Origin of the sequence: Streptomyces radiopugnans, assembly GCF_900110735.1 — a bacterium.
Classification (GTDB): Bacteria; Actinomycetota; Actinomycetes; order Streptomycetales; family Streptomycetaceae; genus Streptomyces; species Streptomyces radiopugnans.
This window is the reverse complement of sequence record NZ_FOET01000002.1, coordinates 470208-486801: the sequence shown is the minus strand read 5'-3', so window position 1 is coordinate 486801 and position 16594 is coordinate 470208. Positions and strand designations below refer to the sequence as shown.

Annotated in this window: 14 protein-coding genes; 7 read left to right on the top strand and 7 right to left on the bottom strand. The window is 75.0% G+C overall.

Going from position 1 to position 16594, the window contains the following annotated elements:
- Positions 1-193 precede the first annotated feature (193 nt).
- Complete coding sequence (gndA, locus tag BMY40_RS06955) at positions 194-1639, bottom strand: NADP-dependent phosphogluconate dehydrogenase (protein WP_093656830.1); 1446 nt, start codon at positions 1637-1639, stop codon at positions 194-196.
- Between the two features lie 187 nt (positions 1640-1826).
- On the opposite strand from gndA, the gene BMY40_RS06950 reads away from it, so the two are divergent.
- Positions 1827-2783 (top strand): alpha/beta fold hydrolase, encoded by a 957-nt coding sequence (locus BMY40_RS06950; protein WP_093656520.1) that lies wholly within the window; start codon positions 1827-1829, stop codon positions 2781-2783.
- Here BMY40_RS06950 and BMY40_RS06945 read toward each other — a convergent pair.
- Positions 2743-4479, bottom strand: a complete 1737-nt coding sequence (locus tag BMY40_RS06945; RefSeq protein WP_093656518.1) for a bifunctional 3'-5' exonuclease/DNA polymerase — start codon at positions 4477-4479, stop codon at positions 2743-2745. The genes BMY40_RS06950 and BMY40_RS06945 overlap by 41 nt on opposite strands.
- Positions 4480-4708: 229 nt before the next feature.
- On the opposite strand from BMY40_RS06945, the gene BMY40_RS06940 reads away from it, so the two are divergent.
- Positions 4709-5881, top strand: a complete 1173-nt coding sequence (locus tag BMY40_RS06940; protein ID WP_093656516.1) for an acyl-CoA dehydrogenase family protein — start codon at positions 4709-4711, stop codon at positions 5879-5881.
- A gap of 257 nt (positions 5882-6138) precedes the next feature.
- Here the strand turns inward: BMY40_RS06940 and BMY40_RS06935 are convergent, their stop codons facing one another.
- A complete protein-coding gene (locus BMY40_RS06935; protein ID WP_093656514.1) occupies positions 6139-6540 on the bottom strand; it encodes a hypothetical protein in 402 nt (133 codons plus the stop codon).
- Positions 6541-6745: 205 nt separating this feature from the next.
- On the opposite strand from BMY40_RS06935, the gene BMY40_RS06930 reads away from it, so the two are divergent.
- The 5 genes from BMY40_RS06930 (at position 6746) to fxsA (ending at position 12687) form a co-directional block, all read left to right on the top strand.
- Positions 6746-7186 carry an Lrp/AsnC family transcriptional regulator gene (locus BMY40_RS06930; RefSeq protein WP_093656512.1) on the top strand — a complete coding sequence of 147 codons (441 nt, stop codon included), beginning with the start codon at positions 6746-6748 and terminating at the stop codon, positions 7184-7186.
- A 67-nt stretch (positions 7187-7253) separates the two neighbouring features.
- Positions 7254-8921, top strand: a complete 1668-nt coding sequence (locus tag BMY40_RS06925) for an amidohydrolase (RefSeq protein WP_093656510.1) — start codon at positions 7254-7256, stop codon at positions 8919-8921.
- 535 nt (positions 8922-9456) lie between these two features.
- Complete coding sequence (lnt, locus tag BMY40_RS06920; protein WP_245769903.1) at positions 9457-11277, top strand: apolipoprotein N-acyltransferase; 1821 nt, start codon at positions 9457-9459, stop codon at positions 11275-11277.
- Positions 11274-12044, top strand: coding sequence for a polyprenol monophosphomannose synthase (locus BMY40_RS06915; protein ID WP_093656506.1), 771 nt, complete (start codon positions 11274-11276; stop codon positions 12042-12044). The genes lnt and BMY40_RS06915 overlap by 4 nt, the downstream gene beginning before the upstream one ends.
- A gap of 1 nt (position 12045) precedes the next feature.
- Positions 12046-12687: an FxsA family membrane protein gene (fxsA, locus tag BMY40_RS06910; RefSeq protein ID WP_093656504.1), complete on the top strand. Its 642-nt coding sequence runs from the start codon at positions 12046-12048 to the stop codon at positions 12685-12687.
- 108 nt (positions 12688-12795) lie between these two features.
- Here fxsA and BMY40_RS06905 read toward each other — a convergent pair whose 3' ends face one another.
- The 4 genes from BMY40_RS06905 to yczE all read right to left on the bottom strand — a co-directional run bounded on the left by BMY40_RS06905 (position 12796) and on the right by yczE (position 16487).
- A complete protein-coding gene (locus BMY40_RS06905) occupies positions 12796-13173 on the bottom strand; it encodes an RNA polymerase-binding protein RbpA (protein ID WP_093656502.1) in 378 nt (125 codons plus the stop codon).
- Between the two features lie 265 nt (positions 13174-13438).
- Positions 13439-14863, bottom strand: coding sequence for an MFS transporter (locus tag BMY40_RS06900; RefSeq protein ID WP_177213905.1), 1425 nt, complete (start codon positions 14861-14863; stop codon positions 13439-13441).
- Between the two features lie 98 nt (positions 14864-14961).
- Positions 14962-15747 (bottom strand): glycerophosphodiester phosphodiesterase family protein, encoded by a 786-nt coding sequence (locus BMY40_RS06895; RefSeq protein WP_093656500.1) that lies wholly within the window; start codon positions 15745-15747, stop codon positions 14962-14964.
- Positions 15744-16487: a membrane protein YczE gene (gene yczE, locus BMY40_RS06890; protein ID WP_459076286.1), complete on the bottom strand. Its 744-nt coding sequence runs from the start codon at positions 16485-16487 to the stop codon at positions 15744-15746. The genes BMY40_RS06895 and yczE overlap by 4 nt, the downstream gene beginning before the upstream one ends.
- Positions 16488-16594 lie beyond the last annotated feature (107 nt).

Here is a 16594-nt window from a genome sequence, read left to right as displayed (position 1 = left end):
TTCTCCTTCTGTCGGCTCTACCTGGTGAGGTCGAGGTGGGGTCGGACAGTGGAGACATGAGAGCGCTCTCAGGTCTGGTCCAGGAGAGCGTAGAAGGGATCCGAGGTCATGTCCATACCAATGCTGCGGGCGGCCCGGCGCCCTCGCCGTACGGGAACGCCGGGCCACCGGACCGCCGGACGGACCGCCGGGCTCAGCCGTCGGTGCGGACCTCGGAGCGGTCCCGCCCCCACAGGGTGTGGTACGAGCCGGGCCGGTCGGTTCGCCGGTAGGTGTGGGCGCCGAAGTAGTCGCGCTGCGCCTGGACGAGAGCGGCCGGCAGCCGCTCGGCGCGCAGGGCGTCGTACGAGGCCAGCGCCGCCGACAGGCCCGGCACGGGGACGCCGTGCCGGACGGCGGTGGCCACCACCTCCCGCCACGCCTCCTGTGCCCGGCCGGTCTCCTCGGCGAACTCCGCGTCGGCCAGCAGTGTGGGCAGCTCCGGATCCGCGGCGTACGCGGCGCGCACCCGGTCCAGGAAGGCGGCCCGGATGATGCACCCGCCGCGCCAGACGGCGGCCACGGCTCCCAGGTCGATGCCCCAGCCGTACTCCGCGCTCGCCGCCCGCATCATGTTCCAGCCCTGGGCGTAGGAGGTGATCTTCGAGGCGTACAGGGCCTGTTCGACCCGTTCGGCGAAGCGCGCGGCGTCCCGTTCGCCGAACGGGGGCCGGTGCGGTCCCGGCAGGCCGGCGGCGGCGCGGCGCAGGCCGGTGTGCCCGGACAGGGAGCGGGCGAAGACCGCCTCGGCGATGCCGGATACCGGAACGCCCAGGTCCAGGGCGGTCTGCACCGTCCAGCGGCCGGTGCCCTTCTGCTCGGCGGCGTCGGCCACGACGTCGACGAAGGGGCGCCCGGTGGAGGCGTCGGTGTGGGCCAGCACCTCGGCGGTGATCTCGACGAGGTAGGAGTCCAGGGGGCCGGTGTTCCAGGCGCGGAAGACCTCGGCGACACGGGCCGGCCCGTACCCGGCGACGGTGCGCAGCAGGTCGTACGCCTCGGCGATGAGCTGCATGTCGGCGTACTCGATGCCGTTGTGCACCATCTTCACGAAGTGTCCGGCGCCGTCGGGCCCGATGTGCGCGGTGCAGGGCGCGCCGTCGGGCGCCTTCGCGGCGATGTCCTCCAGCAGCGGGCCGAGCGCGGCGTACGCCTCGTCCGAGCCGCCGGGCATGATGCTCGGCCCGTGCAGGGCGCCCTCCTCGCCGCCGGAGACGCCCGCGCCGACGAAGTGGACGCCGCGCTCGCGCAGCGCCTCCTCGCGGCGGCGGGTGTCGGCGAAGTGGGCGTTGCCGCCGTCGACGACGATGTCGCCCGGCTCCAGCAGCGGTGCGAACTCCCCGATGACGGCGTCGGTCGCCTCGCCTGCCCTGACCATCACGATCACGCGGCGCGGCCGCTCCAGCGCGGCGACGAACTCCCGAGGCGTCCCGGCGGGCACGAAGTCGCCCTCCCGGCCGAACTCCTCCACCAGCTCCTCCGTCCTGGCGCCCGTGCGGTTGTGCACGGCGACGGTGTAGCCGTGGCGGGCGAGGTTGCGGGCCAGGTTGCGGCCCATGACGGCGAGTCCGGTGACGCCGATCTGTGCGGTGCCGCTCATGGTGTCGCTCATGGTGTGGCTCCTCGGAACACGGGGAACGCGGGAACGGTCGGGCAGGGCCGGGAAGGGCCGCGACGGTGCGGTGTACCCGGGTACACCGCTGTGACCCCCGAGGGCCCCCGCCCGAGCCCGTCCGGCGAACCGGCGGGCACGGGCGGGGAGAGGACGGGCGGCGGAGGGAGCGGGTGTGTTCGAGGGTTTCGCGCTGGAGCGGATCGACGTGGGCGAGGCGGCCTTACGGGTGCGCCACGGCGGCTCGGGACCCCCGGTGCTGCTCCTCCACGGCCATCCGCGCACCCACGCCACCTGGCACCGCGTCGCACCCCTGCTCGCGGACGGCCACACCGTCGTCTGCCCCGACCTGCGCGGCTACGGGCAGTCCTCCAAACCGCCCACCGACGACGGCCACACCCCGTACTCCAAGCGCGCCATGGCCCGCGACTGCCTGGAGCTGATGCGGCGGCTGGGCCACGACCGCTTCGCCGTCTTCGGCCACGACCGGGGCTCCTACGTCGCCCACCGGCTCGCGCTGGACGCGCCCGGGGCCGTGACCCGCCTCGCGGTCGGCGACTGCATCCCCATCAGCGAACACCTGGCCCGCTGCGACGAGCGCTTCGCCCGCGCCTGGTACCACTGGTTCTTCTTCGCCGTTCCGGACAAGCCCGAACGCGCCATCCTCGCCGACCCCGCCGCCTGGTACGGCGGCTCGGAGGAGGTGATGGGCGCCGAGGCGTGGGAGGACTACCAGGCGGCCATCCGGAATCCGGCCACCGTGCGGGCGATGCTGGAGGACTACCGGGCCGGGCTGACCGTGGACCGCCGCCACGAGGAGGCCGACCGGGCCGCGGGCCGCCGCATCACCTGCCCGATGCTGGTGCTGTGGTCGGAGAAGGACGACCTCGGCGACCTGTACCCGGACATCCCCGGCATCTGGCGCGACTGGGCGGACGACGTCACCTGCGGCACGATCGACAGCGGCCACCACATGGCCGAGGAGGCGCCCGAGCAGCTCGCCGGGGCGCTGCGCGACTTCCTCGCCCCGGAACGGGCGCGGACGGCCCGGGAGCCGGCGGCCACGGCCGCCGTACGGCCACGGCCCCCGCTCACTTGGCGTCCGCGTAGCACTCCACCACGGCCGTGGTGAACGGGAAGCGCACCGGGGTCTCGCCGAAGGCCGCGCGGCCCGCCCGCTCGCCCGCCGCCCGGACGGCCTCCACCACCGCCTCCGCCTCCCGCTCGGGGCAGTGCACGATCACCTCGTCGTGCTGGAAGAACACCAGCTCGGCGCGCATCCCGGCCAGGGACTGCCGCAGTGCGGCCAGCACCAGCAGCATCCAGTCGGCCCCGCTGCCCTGCACCACGAAGTTGCGGGTGAACCGGCCGCGGGCCCGGGCCGCGCCGCCGCCCGCCGGTCCCTCCGCGCCCGCCTCCGGCGGGCCGGCCCCGCCGTCCCCGAAATCCGCCTCCCGGGCGGCCGCGGGCGGACAGGTGCGCCCCAGCCAGGTGCGCACCAGGCGGCCCTCCTCGCCGGCCCGCGCCGCCTCGTCCACATACGCCACCGCCGCCGGGTAGCGGCGCCGCAGATCCGCCAGGTGCCGCAGGCCGTCCCCCGAGGTCTGCCCGTACACCGCGCCCAGCAGCGCCAGCTTGGCCCGGTCCCGGTCGCCGCCGAACGCCCGGTCCGACAGCACCGAGTACATGTCCCGGCCGCTTCCGGCCACCTCCATCAGCCCCCGGTCACGGGAGACCGCAGCCAGCACCCTGGGCTCCATCTGGTCGGCGTCGGCGACCACCAGCCGCCACCCCCGGTCGGCCACCACCGCGCGCCGCACCACCTTGGGGATCTGCAGCGCGCCCCCGCCGTTGCTCGTCCAGCGGCCCGTGACCGAGCCGCCGGGCACGTACTCGGGGCGGAAGCGGCCGTCGCGCACCCAGGTGCGCAGCCAGGACCGGCCGTGCGCGGTGTGCAGCCGGTACAGCGTCTTGTGGCGCAGCAGCGGGGCGACGGCCGGGTGGTCGACCTTCCGCAGCTCCCACGCCCGGGTCGAGGACAGCCGGATCCCGGCCCGCGCGAACGCCCTGACCACGTCCGCCGGCAGGTCGGGCCGCACCCGCACCCCCGGCCCGAAGGCGCGCGAGACCTCCTCGGCCAGCTCCGCCAGCCGGACCGGCTCGCCGCCCGGATAGCTCTCGCCCAGCAGTTCCCGCAGCAGCTCCCGGTGGACGTCCGCCCGCCAGGGCACCCCCGTGCGGTTCATCTCCGCCGCCACCAGCGTCCCCGCGGACTCCGCCGCCAGCAGCAGCCGCATCCGCTCCGGGTGCCCGGCCGCCTCCGCCCGCCGCAACTGGCCGGCGTACACCTCCAGCAGGGCGGCGAGCGGGTCCGTGCCCGGCGGCAGCGGCACCGGGCCCGGCGCGAACAGCGAGGGCTGCTGGTCGGCCGCGGGCAGCGGCGGGTCGTCCGGCACCGGGGCCCCGTGCAGCCGCGCCCAGGCCGCCGCCAGCGAACGCGGCTCGCCCCACCGGCCCTCGTGGCCCAGCAGCAGCGCCTCGCACGCCTCCGTGTCATGGCACCGCTCCACCCGCACCCCGGCCTCCAGCAGCCGCGGGTACACCTGAGCCGTCGAACGCCACACCCACCGGCTGACCGAGCCGGACGCGGTGCGCTCCGCCACGGCCCGCGCCACGTCCGGCTCGGCCGCCACCGGGCCCGCCGCGCGCCCCCGCTCGTCCAGCGGGCACAGCAGGGCCGTGCCCTCGGCGGTCACCGCCACCGCCCAGCGCACCGCGTCCTCCCGTTCCCGTCCGCCCCTCAGCCCGGGGCCGTGGCCGTCCCGCATACGGTGGAGTGTGGCAGCGGGGACCGACAACCCGGCGGCCGGCCGACGGCGGGCCTCGCCCCGCGGTGACGCAGGGCCGCCGATCGGGCATACTCCAATCGCCACAGCCGCTGGTCAGCCGCTCTCGCAACCCGAGGAGCGGCATCGGCTGGGGCCACCACTCACCGGTGGCGGCGCCCCACCCCGAGCGCCCGCCGCCGCAGCCCCCGACAGGGAGGAGAGCGCCGCGATGACCCAGTACGGCCCCCAGCCGGTGGAACGCCGGATGCCCACCGAGGAGGCCCGCGATCTCCTCACCCTGGTGCGCGACCTGGCCCAGCGCGAGATCCGGCCGGCCGCGGCCGACGAGGAGGAGTCCGGCCGCTTCCCCCGCGAGACCTTCACCCTCCTGTCGGAGTCCGGGCTGCTCTCGCTGCCCTACGGCGAGGAGTTCGGCGGCGGCGACCAGCCCTACGAGGTGTACCTGCAGATCCTGGAGGAGCTGGCCGCGGCCCGGCTCACCGTGGGCCTGGGCGTCAGCGTCCACACCCTCGCCTGCCACGCGCTCGCCCACTACGGCTCCAAGGAGCAGAGCGCCGAGCACCTTCCGGCGATGTTCACCGGCGGGCTGCTGGGCGCGTACTGCCTGTCCGAGCCGTCCTCCGGCTCCGACGCCGCGGCGCTGCGCACCCGCGCCGTCCGCGACGGCGACGACTGGGTGCTCGACGGCACCAAGGCGTGGATCACCCACGGCGGCATCGCCGACTTCTACACCGTCATGGCCCGCACCGGGGGAGAGGGCCCGCGCGGCATCACCGCCTTCCTCGTCCCGGGCGACGCCGAGGGGCTCAGCGCCGCCGCCCCCGAGCGCAAGATGGGGATGGGCGGGTCGCCGACGGCGCAGGTCCACTTCGACGGAGTGCGCATCCCCGACAGCCGCCGGATCGGCGAGGAGGGGCAGGGCTTCACCATCGCCCTGGACGCCCTCAACTCCGGCCGGCTCGGGATCGCCGCCTGTGCGATCGGGGTCGCCCAGGCGGCACTCGACGAGGCGCTGGCCTACACCGCCGGGCGCGAGCAGTTCGGCCGCCCCGTCTCCGACTTCCAGGGCGTGCGGTTCATGCTGGCCGACATGGCCACCCAGATCGAGGCCGGACGCGCCCTGTACCTGGCCGCGGCCCGGCTGCGCGACGCCGGGGAGCCCTTCGCCCGGCAGGCCGCGATGGCCAAGCTGTTCTGCACGGACGCGGCCATGAAGGTCACCACCGACGCGGTGCAGCTCCTCGGCGGCTACGGCTACACCCGCGACTACCCGGTCGAGCGCCTGATGCGGGAGGCCAAGGTGCTGCAGATCGTCGAGGGCACCAACCAGATCCAGCGGGTGGTCATCGCACGCCACCTGGCGGGGCCCGAGAGCCGCTGAGGGCATCGGCGGTCCGCGCCGCCGGACGGCCCCGGGCGCGGACCGCGGGCCTCGGACCGCAGGCTCCGGACCGGGGCCCCGCGCCGGGGCGCGGCGATGTGCCCGCGTCCACCCGCGCCGAGGGGCGCGCGGGACGCCCCGGTACGTGCCGGACTCCGGCTCCGCTTCCCCGGGGCCGGCCCGGCCGGGCGGTTCGCTCCGGTTCGGTACCCGGACTGCCGGGCCGGGACTGCCGCGTCCGCGACCAGGCGGAGCCGTCAGTGGCGCGGGTGCCGCCCGCGCGGAACGCGCATCGGGTGCGTGCCCGGGCCGCCGACGTGGGAGAACGGCTGCATCCGCCAGTGCAGCCCCTCGGGCAGCGTCAGCAGCGTCGCGGCGTCCTGCTCGCGGGTCTCGTGCCCGGAGCCCTCGGGTCCGGCGTCCTCCACCGGACGCCCCGAGCCCTGGCACACCGTCAGGCCGAAGGGGTTCCACGGAGTCGGGCACAGGGCGTGCTCGGGGAGCGTCTCCTCGTCCGCCAGCAGCGCTATCGGCCGGGCGCAGTCCGGGCAGACCACCCGGAAGATCTCGTAGGTCTCGTAGGCGTCGTAGGCCTCGGCACTCTCCTCGTGGGCCTCGGTGTCCGGGTGACCGGCGTGGAGCGACTTCACCTTGCGCATGCAATCCCCCTTGGACGGGCTGCCGGGTGTCCGATCGAGGGAGTCCCGGCCACAGCAAGCATTTCCCTGCGCCGCCCGTCCGTAATCTCCGCGCCTTCCCGGACACGGGAGCGCGGATGTGGCGTTCGTCACACGCCCGCGCCCCGGGGTCGCCGGCAGGCCGATCGGTGTGCCGTGGTGCGCCCGGCGCAGTAGGTTGCCTGTCGTGGAGGAGCTGGATCGTCGCATCGTGGAATTGCTCGTCAAGGACGGGCGGATGAGCTACACCGACCTGGGCAGGGCCACCGGCCTGTCGACCTCGGCGGTGCATCAGCGCGTCCGCAGGCTGGAGCAGCGCGGTGTCATCCGCGGCTACGCGGCCATCGTCGACCCCGAGGCGGTGGGACTGCCCATGACGGCCTTCATCTCGGTCAAGCCGTTCGACCCCAGCGCCCCGGACGACATCGCCGACCGGCTCGCCGAGGTGCCCGAGATCGAGGCGTGCCACAGCGTCGCGGGCGACGAGAACTACATCCTCAAGGTCCGGGTCGCCACCCCCATCGAACTGGAGCACCTGCTGGCGCGCATCCGCTCCCTCGCCGGGGTCTCCACCCGCACCACCGTCGTGCTGTCCACCCCCTACGAGGCCCGGCCGCCCCGCGTGTGAGGGCCGCGTGCCGCGTACGGGCGACCCCGGCGGCCGAGGGCGGCGGGAGAGGTGGAGACTGGCAGCCATGAGCGACAGCACGGCCCCTCTCGACCGCCCCGACGGCCCCGACCGCCCCCGCACCGTCCTCCTGCGCGGAGGCGAGGTCCACAGCCCCGCCGACCCCTTCGCCACCGCCATGGTCGTCGACGGCGACGGCATCGCCTGGGTCGGCTCGGAAGGGGCCGCGGACACCTTCGCCGACGGCGTCGACGAGGTGGTCCACCTCGACGGCGCGCTCGTCACCCCAGCCTTCACCGACTCCCACGTCCACGCCACCGCGACCGGCCTGGCCCTCACCGGCCTCGACCTGGCCGGCGCCGGCTCCCCGGCGGAGGTCCTGGAGCGCGTGCGGGAGCACGCCCGTGCCCGCCCCGACGACCGGATCCTGCTCGGCCACGGCTGGGACGCCAGCGCCTGGTCCGGGCAGAGCCTCCCCTCCCGCACCGAACTCGACGAGGCCGCCGGCCACCGGCCGCTCTACCTCACCCGCGTCGACGTCCACTCGGCGCTGGTCACCACCGCGCTGCTCGATCTCGTCCCCGGCGCCGCCGACGTCACGAACCTGCCCGGTTACGCCCCCGACGCCGCCCTGACCGGCGACGCCCACCACGCGGTGCGCGCCGTCGCCCACGCCTCCGTCACCCCGGCCCAGCGCACCGACGCCCAGCGCGCCGCCCTGCGCCACGCCGCCTCCCGCGGCATCGGCACCCTCCACGAGTGCGCGGGACCGGAGATCTCGAGCGAGGACGACCTCACCGGCCTGCTGGAGCTGGCCGCCGCCGAGCCCGGGCCCCGCGTCTTCGGCTACTGGGCCGAGCACATCACCTCCCCCGAGGGCGCGCGGCGGGTGCGCGAGCTCGGCGCCCTCGGCGCCGCGGGCGACCTCTTCGCCGACGGCTCCCTGGGCTCCCACACCGCCCATCTGCACGAGCCCTACGCCGACGCCGGCCACCGCGGCACCGGCCACCTGGACGCAGAAGCCGTCGCCGCCCACGTCGCCGCCTGCACCGAGGCCGGGATCCAGGCCGGCTTCCATGCCATCGGCGACGCCGCCCTCACCGCCGTCACCGAGGGCGTGCGCGCGGCCGCCGAACGGGTCGGCCTGGAGCGGGTGCGGGCCGCCCGGCACCGCGTCGAGCACGCCGAGATGCTGACCGGGGCCACCATCGCGGCCTTCGCCGAACTGGCCCTCACCGCCTCCGTCCAGCCTGCCTTCGACGCCGCCTGGGGCGGCGAGGACGGCATGTACGCCCGGCGCCTGGGCCGCGAACGCGCCCGCACCCTCAACCCGTACGCCGCCCTGCTGCGCGCCGGTGTGCCCCTGGCGCTCGGCTCCGACAGCCCCGTCACCCCGCTCGACCCCTGGGGCACCCTGCGCGCCGCCGCCTTCCACCGGACCCCCGAGCACCGGATCTCCGTCCGCGCCGCCTTCACCGCCCACACCCGCGGCGGCTGGCGGGCGATCGGCCGCGACGACGCCGGCGTCCTCGTCCCCGGAGCACCGGCCGACTACGCGGTCTGGCGCACCGGCGACCTGGTGGTGCAGGTGCCCGACGGCCGGATCGCCGCCTGGTCCACCGATCCGCGCTCGGGCACCCCGGGCCTGCCCGACCTCGGCCCGGACCGCCCGCTGCCCGTCTGCCTGCGGACGGTGGTCGGGGGACGGACGGTCTACGAACACCCGAACGGGTGATGGAGGACGGGCCCATACCGCCGAACGACGTCCCCGCTGTTCGCCGTCCCGCGGCGGCTCTCTCGGCACTGACCTGCTACTTTGAAGAAACGCCGCAGGTCGTGGGGGTGTTGACAGGCGGCGGAGGTCGGCGGGTAGGTTCGGCCGGGTCCACCACAGGATGTCCGACCGGGGATCCTCCGCGCACAGTCGTCGAACGAGCTGGGTCATGGGCGGTGCGTCGCACCGGCGTACGGCCGGGAGCCAGATCCAGCGTCCGCGGCACGGAGACGGAGGGATCCCGGCTGGTCGGCGGGTGTGACCCGGGTGGGGGCCCGGAGGCTCAGTAGACAACGACTTTCGGCCGATCCGCAGCCAGCGGGTCCCAGGTCGGCCCGAAGGGCGCCGGGCCCCGATCCCGAGCAGATCCCTGCTCCTGCCCCTGGTCCGCCCCTGTGTGGAATCTCCGCATCCGTCCCACCCCGCCCCCATGGGAGCCGCCGGGCGTTGTACGGTCGGGCTCGTCACCGCACGATCTGCAAGAAAGGCCGCGACCGTGCCATCGGGTCCCGAGACCACCGCCGAAGCCGAGACCGGCGGCGCGGCCGCCGACCGTCCGGACGAGTCACCGCGCCGCCGTACGGCAGCCCAGGCCCCCCGGGTAGCCCCGGCCGGCGCGGCCGACCCGGCCGGGCCCGCCCCGGCGCCCCGGCTCCCCGTCCGCCTGGCCCGGTCGGCACGCCGCGGGGCGTGGCGCACGGTGGCGGCGGCGGTGAGCGGCGCCGCCCTGGCCGCCGCCTTCCCCCCGTACGGCCTGTGGCCGCTGTCGATCGCCGCGGTCGCCGCCCTCGCCCTCCTCACCCGGGGGCGTACCGCCCGGCAGGGGGCCTGGCTCGGCCTCGCCATGGGACTGCCGTTCTTCTTCGTGCTGCTCAAGTGGCTCCACGTCATCGGCTGGGACGCGGTGCTCGGCCTGTCCCTGGTGGAGTCGCTGTTCTTCGTCCCGTTGGGCGCCGCGCTGGCCGCGACCTCGCGGCTGCCGCTGTGGCCGCTGTGGGGCGCCTGCCTGTGGGTCGCCGAGGAGTGGGCGCGCGACCGGATCCCCTTCGGCGGTTTCCCCTGGGGGCGGCTGGCCTTCGCCGTCACCGACTCGCCGTTCCTGCCGCTGGCCGCACTGGGCGGCGCACCCCTGGTGACCTTCGCGGTCGCGCTGACCGGCGCCCTGCTGGCCGGGGCGGCCGTCTCGGCCGCCGCGGCGGTCACCGCCGCCCGCCGGCGGCGCGGAGCGGCCGAGGCGACCGGGACCGCCGCGGCCGGCGAGACCGCCGCCCCGGCGACGGGCGGCCCCCGTACGGCGCGCCCGGCCCTCGCCGCCGCCGGGGCGGCCGTCCTCGCCGTCGCCGTGACCGCGGCCGGCCAGGCCGTACCGGTCCGCGACGCGGCGGCCGACACCGTCCGCATCGCCGTCGTCCAGGGCAACGTCCAGCAGCCCGGCATGGACTTCCTGGGCCGCCCGATGCTGATCCTGAACAACCACGTCGAGGCCACCCTGGAACTGGCGGAGGACGTGGAGGCGGGCCGGGCCGAGCGGCCCGAACTGGTGATCTGGCCCGAGAACGCCTCCGACCTGGACCCCTACCGGTACCCCGAGGCGTACGCGGCCATCGACCGGGCCGCGAAGGCCGTCGGCGCCCCGATCCTCGTCGGCGCCCTCGTCGACCACCCCGACCGCGAGGGGTACGTGGAGAACCAGGGCATCGTCTGGGACCCGGAGACGGGCCCCGGCGCCTCGTACACCAAGCAGCACCCGGTGCCCTTCGGCGAGTACGTTCCCTACCGGGACCAGCTCAGCAAGGTCGTCACCCGCCTCCAGCGCGTCCCGCGCGACTTCTGGCCCGGTGAGAACACCGGGGTGATGGACGTCGGCCCCGCCCGGCTCGGCGACGTCATCTGCTTCGAGGTGGCCTACGACGAGATCGTGCGCGACACCGTCAACGACGGCGCCCGCGCCCTGGTGATCCAGACCAACAACGCCACCTACGGCAACACCGGCCAGCCCGAGCAGCAGCTGGTCATGTCCCGGCTGCGGGCCGTCGAGCACGGGCGGGCCGTGGTCACCGCCGCCACCAGCGGCATCAGCGCGGTCGTCGCCCCCGACGGCACGATCGGGCAGCGTACGGAGGAGTTCACACAGGATGTGATCACCGCCGACCTCCCGCTGCGCGACGAGATCACCCCCGCCGACCGGATCGGCTCCGTACCGGAGTGGGTGCTCGCTATGGTGGGCGTCCTGTCCTGCGCCGCGGCCTTCGCGACCGGCCGACGGGGGCGGGCACACGGGGTGAACAGGACGGACGAGAAGAGGCAGCAGCAGTGAACGACGCGCGGCAGCGCCGGAAGGATCCGCTCGGCAGGATCCTCGTGATCATCCCGACCTACAACGAGGTCGACAACATCCGGCCGATCGTCACCAGAGTGCGCACCGCCGTCCCCGAGGCCCACGTCCTGGTCGCCGACGACAACAGCCCCGACGGCACGGGGAAGGTCGCCGACGAGATGGCGGCGGAGGACGAGCAGGTCGAGGTCCTCCACCGGGAGGGCAAGGAGGGGCTGGGCGCCGCCTATCTGGCGGGCTTCCGCTGGGGCATCGACAACGGCTACGACGTCCTGGTCGAGATGGACGCGGACGGCTCCCACCAGCCCGAGGAGCTGCCCAGGCTGCTGACCGCGCTCAAGGGCGCCGACCTGGTGCTGGGTTCGCGCTGGGTGCCGGGCGGGCGGGTGGTCAACTGGCCCGGCCACCGCAAGTTCCTCTCGCGCGGCGGCAGCACCTACTCCCGGCTGCTGCTGGGCGTGCCCCTGCGGGACGTCACCGGCGGCTACCGGGCGTTCCGCAAGGAGACCCTGCTGGGGCTGGGCATGGACGACGTGGCCTCCCAGGGCTACTGCTTCCAGGTGGACCTCGCCCACCGCGCCGTGCAGGCCGGGTACCAGGTGGTCGAGGTACCCATCACCTTCGTGGAGCGCGAGCGCGGCGACAGCAAGATGAACCGCGACATCGTCGCCGAGGCCCTGTGGCGGGTCACCGCCTGGGGGGTGCGGTCCCGTGTGAACCAGGCGCTCGGCCGCAGGCACACTGGATGACATGACGACCGGCGCACCGTACCCGTACGAGCCCCCTCCACAGCACTCCCGGCCCGGGCCGGGAGGCCCGGGACCCTCCGGCGCCGGGCCCCGGCGCCGGCCCCGGCGCAGCTTCGTCCCCCTGGGACTGGCCGCCTTCGTGATCCTGGAGATCTGGCTGCTGACCCTGCTCGCGGACGCCACGAGCGGACTGGTCGTCCTGGCCGTACTGGTCGCGGGGGCGGTGCTGGGCGCCGCGGTCGTCAAGCGCGCCGGGCGCCGTGCCTGGCGCGGGCTGGTCGAGACCGTCGAGAGCCTCCAGCCGGGTGCCGAACCGCGCCCCGAGGCTCAGCCCGCCAGGGGCGGACACGGGCTGGCCATGCTCGGCGGCCTGCTGCTGATGCTGCCCGGCCTGATCTCGGACGCGGCCGGGCTGCTGTGCGTCTTCCCGCCGACGGCCGCGCTGCTGCGGCGCGGTGTGGAACGCAGGCTCGGCCGCGGTACCGGCTTCGCCCCCGGTTCCCTGGAGGACACCCTGCGGCAGGCGCGTACGGCGGAGGAGCAGTTCCGCATCCACCGGCCCGACGGCAAGGTGGTCCAGGGGGAGGTCGTGCGCGACGACGAGCGCGACGCCCGCGGCGGGGAGGGCGGGGGAGCGCGCTAGCCCCGCCGGGCCCGCCCGGAGGCACACGTGGGCGAGGGTCCGACCACCGGCCGGTGGTCGGACCCTCGCCCACGTGCTCCCGATGTGCCGCGGCGCCGCGTGCCGCCGTCAGGCGGACTTGCGCTTGCTGTCCCGCGGATGCACGGCGATGTTCATGGTCCCGGAGCGCAGGACCGCCAGCCTCTCGGCCAGCACCTCCTCCAGCTCCTCACGGGTGCGCCGCTCCATGAGCATGTCCCAGTGCGTACGCGCGGGCTTGCCCTTCTTCTCCTCGGGCCCCTCACCGTTGACCAGGAGTGCCTGGGCGCCGCACACCTTGCACTCCCACTCCGGCGGAATCTCGGCCTCAACCGAGAACGGCATCTCGAACCGATGACCGTTCTGGCATGCGTACTCCACGGCCTGGCGCGGCGCCAGGTCGATACCGCGGTCGGTCTCGTAGCTGGTCACCACGAGTCGCGTGCCGCGCAGAGCTCGCTCACTCATGAATCGTGCCTCCCGGGCTTGTCGCCCACAGGACAGGTGTCGCTGTCGTCGTCATCCGGTCAACGTCCGGTCGGCGGTGAAGATTCCCGATCTGGGACATGCGTCGCCCGTCGTGCCGCTGCCTCGTCGGATATGCGGTACCCGCAGCCGCCCGCTTTGTCACATCCCACGCGGGGCGTAACGTAACGTTCGCCTATCTTTGGCGTGCGGTAACGGTCCATCCGACGAGTTGCAGGCGTACACTACCCGCCCTTCGGCCGATGGCCTAAATCCGATCCGGCGCAGCGGCACCCACCGCCGCCACCGCTCGTCTGACCGGTACCCGCAGCAGCAGGATGAAACCCAGAACGAAGAAGATCACCAGAGAGATGATCGCGTCCCGGTAGCTTCCGGTGAGCTGGTAGGTGAGGCCGAACACCAGCGGTCCCAGCCAGCTGGTGCCGCGGTCGCTCACCTCGTACAGCGAGAAGTACTCCGCCTCCTTGCCCGGCGGCACCAGCTGCGCGTACAGCGACCGGGACAGCGCCTGGGTGCCGCCCAGCACCATTCCGATCGCCGCGGCCAGCACGAAGAACCACACCGGCTCGCCCGCGGGCAGCACGTACCCGGCGCCCACCGTCGCCGTCCACGCCACCAGCGAGCCCAGGATCGTGCGCTTGGCGCCGTAGCGCACCGCCAGCCGCCCCAGCAGCAGCGCACCCGCCACCGCCAGGACCTGCACCAGCAGGATCGCGCCGATGAGGGTGGTCTGGTCCATCCCCAGCTCCCCGGCGCCGAAGACCGAGGCCTGGGTGATCACCGTCTGCACGCCGTCGTTGTAGAGCAGATAGGCCAGCAGGAACATCAGGGTCAGCGGGTAGCGGCGCAGGTCGCGCAGCGTCCCGGCGAGCTGCCGCCAGCCGCCCCGCAGGGACACACCTCCGCCGGGGGCCGCGCCGGCGGGGGTGTGGGCGGCGGGCCGCTCGCGCAGCCGCCGCAGCGGGATGATCGCGAAGACCGCCCACCACAGGCCCGCCGAGGCCAGGCAGATCCGCACCGCCGTGCCCTCGCTCACCCCCAGCGACTCGTGCCCGAGGAACAGCGCCAGGTTGGCCACCAGCACCAGGGAGCCGGAGGCGTAGCCGAAGGCCCAGCCGCGGGAGGAGACCGCGTCCCGCTCCCCGGGGGTCGCGATCTGGGGCAGGAAGGAGTTGTAGACCACCACGGCCGTGGCGTAGGAGACGTTCGCCACCACCAGCAGCGCCCCGCCCAGCAGGTAGCGGTCGCCCTCCAGGAAGAACATCCCCGTGGTGGCCGCCGCCCCCAGGTAGGCGAACACGCCCATGATCGGCTTCTTGCGGCCCGACCGGTCGGCGATCGCCCCGGCCAGCGGCATCACCAGCACCGACAGCAGCACCGAGACGGAGACGGCGTAGGCGAAGTACGCGCCGGCGCGTACCGGGATGCCCAGGGGGTGGACGTAACCGGCGCCGTCCGCCGCGGCCTCGGCGACCGAGGTCAGATAGGGACCGAGGAAGACGGTGAGCACGCTGGTGGAGAAGACGGAGACCGCCCAGTCGTAGAAGTACCAGCCGCGCTGCTCGCGGCGCCGCTCGGCGGCCCCGGCGAAGCCCTCCGCGTCGCCCGCGCTCTTCGCGGTTCTCCCGGCGTCCCCGGTGTCCCCGGCTCCCGCCACGGTCTCGGTGCCCACCCGCGCCCCCTCGTCCGTCCCGTGCGCCGACGCGGGGCCGCGGGCGGGGGAGCGGCCCGGGCCGTCCGGCGGCTGCCGGACGCCGTGGCCTCCGGACGTCAGATCCAGGCTCCTCGCTCGGCCAGCACCGTGCGCAGTGTCTCGATGTGATCGGTCATGATGCCATCCACGCCCAGATCCAGCAGCGCCCTCATCCGCTCCGGATCGTTGACCGTCCACACGTGCACCTGCAGGCCCCTGCGGTGGGCGTGGCGGACGAACGCCCGGTCCGCCACCGGTATCCCGCCGTGCCGCACCGGGACCTGCGCGCACAGCGCGCCGCGGCCGACCGCGCCCGGCAGGCGGTACGAGCGCAGCCGCAGGCCCAGGACGCCGCGCGTGCCCAGCGAGGTGGCCAGCCGCGGGCCCGCCAGGCGCCGGGCCCGGGCCACCCGGGACTCGTCGAAGGCCCCCAGGCACACCCGGTCCCAGGCGTCGGCGCGGTCCAGGACATCCAGCAGCGGGGCGAGCGCGGCGTCCGCCTTGACGTCGATGTTCCAGCGGGCGCGGGGGAAGGCGCGCAGCAGGTCGGCGAAGAGCGGCACCGGCTCGCCGCCGCCCACCCGGACCCGCCGCACCTGTGCCCACGGCAGGGAGGCGATCGCCCCGCTGCCGTCGGTGACCCGGTCCAGCGTGGCGTCGTGGAAGGCGACCAGCTTTCCGTCCGCCGTGGCGTGCACGTCGGTCTCCAGATAGCGGTAGCCCAGCTCCACCGCCCGCGCGAAGGCGCCGTGGGTGTTCTCCGCTCCCGGCGCGGCGCCGCCCCGGTGGGCGAAGGCCAGGGGGACGGGGTGGTCGAAGAAGGGGTGGTCGGGGCGCGGTGCGCGGGGGGCCGGTGCCGTCATGGACGCAGTATGACTCGCCGCAGGCGCCTCTGCGGGCGGTCCGCCGACCCGTCTCCCGGGGCCTCTCCCGGCCCGTCTCCCGGTCCGTCCCCCGCGCTGTCTCCCGAACCGCCCCGGCCGCCGCCCGCCCGGGGGGAGGGGGGCGCGCCGAAGACCCTCAGGAAGAACTGGGAGAGCGGCCCGATCGCCAGGGCGTAGAGCACCGTGCCCGCGCCCACGGTGCCGCCCAGCAGGAAGCCGGTGGCCAGGGCGACCACCTCGATGCCCGTCCGCACCAGGCGCACCGAGCGTCCGGTGACCCGGTGCAGACCGGTCATCAGGCCGTCGCGCGGGCCCGGTCCGAAACGCGCCGTGATGTACAGGCCGGTCGCCGCCCCGTTCAGCACCACCGCGCCCACCAGCAGCGGAGCCCGTACCGCGAGCGCGCCCGGCTCCGGCAGCAGGGCCAGGGTGGCGTCCATGGCCAGGCCCACCACGACCACGTTGGAGACGGTGCCCAGGCCGGGCCGCTCCCGCAGCGGTATCCACAGCAGCAGCACGGCCGCGCCGGTGATGATCACCACGGTGCCGATGGTCAGCCCGGTGTGCCCGGAGACGCCCTGGTGGAAGACGTCCCACGGACCGAGGCCGAGGTCGGCGCGGACCATCAGCGCCAGACTGGCCCCGTAGAGCACCAGGCCGGTGTAGAGCCTTACGAGGCGGCGGGCGAGGCGGTCGGGGAGTCGGCGGCCGGGGCGCACGGCGGAACCGCCTGAGTCCCCGGAACCTCTGGAAACGGACAAGGAGCCGTCCTTTCTGGCGCGTTGGACCGATGCGTGACACTCTGTGGCCCGTAAGCGGTTCCCGA

Excerpts from the sequence above, each read along its gene's own strand:
- BMY40_RS06905 (WP_093656502.1), bottom strand. The coding sequence starts at position 13,173 with ATGAGTGAGCGAGCTCTGCGCGGCACGCGACTCGTGGTGACCAGCTAC.
- BMY40_RS06935 (WP_093656514.1), bottom strand. The coding sequence starts at position 6,540 with ATGCGCAAGGTGAAGTCGCTCCACGCCGGTCACCCGGACACCGAGGCC.
- gndA (WP_093656830.1), bottom strand. The coding sequence starts at position 1,639 with ATGAGCGGCACCGCACAGATCGGCGTCACCGGACTCGCCGTCATGGGC.
- BMY40_RS06940 (WP_093656516.1), top strand. The coding sequence starts at position 4,709 with ATGACCCAGTACGGCCCCCAGCCGGTGGAACGCCGGATGCCCACCGAG.
- fxsA (WP_093656504.1), top strand. The coding sequence starts at position 12,046 with ATGACGACCGGCGCACCGTACCCGTACGAGCCCCCTCCACAGCACTCC.
- BMY40_RS06945 (WP_093656518.1), bottom strand. The coding sequence starts at position 4,479 with ATGCGGGACGGCCACGGCCCCGGGCTGAGGGGCGGACGGGAACGGGAG.
- BMY40_RS06895 (WP_093656500.1), bottom strand. The coding sequence starts at position 15,747 with ATGACGGCACCGGCCCCCCGCGCACCGCGCCCCGACCACCCCTTCTTC.
- BMY40_RS06925 (WP_093656510.1), top strand. The coding sequence starts at position 7,254 with ATGAGCGACAGCACGGCCCCTCTCGACCGCCCCGACGGCCCCGACCGC.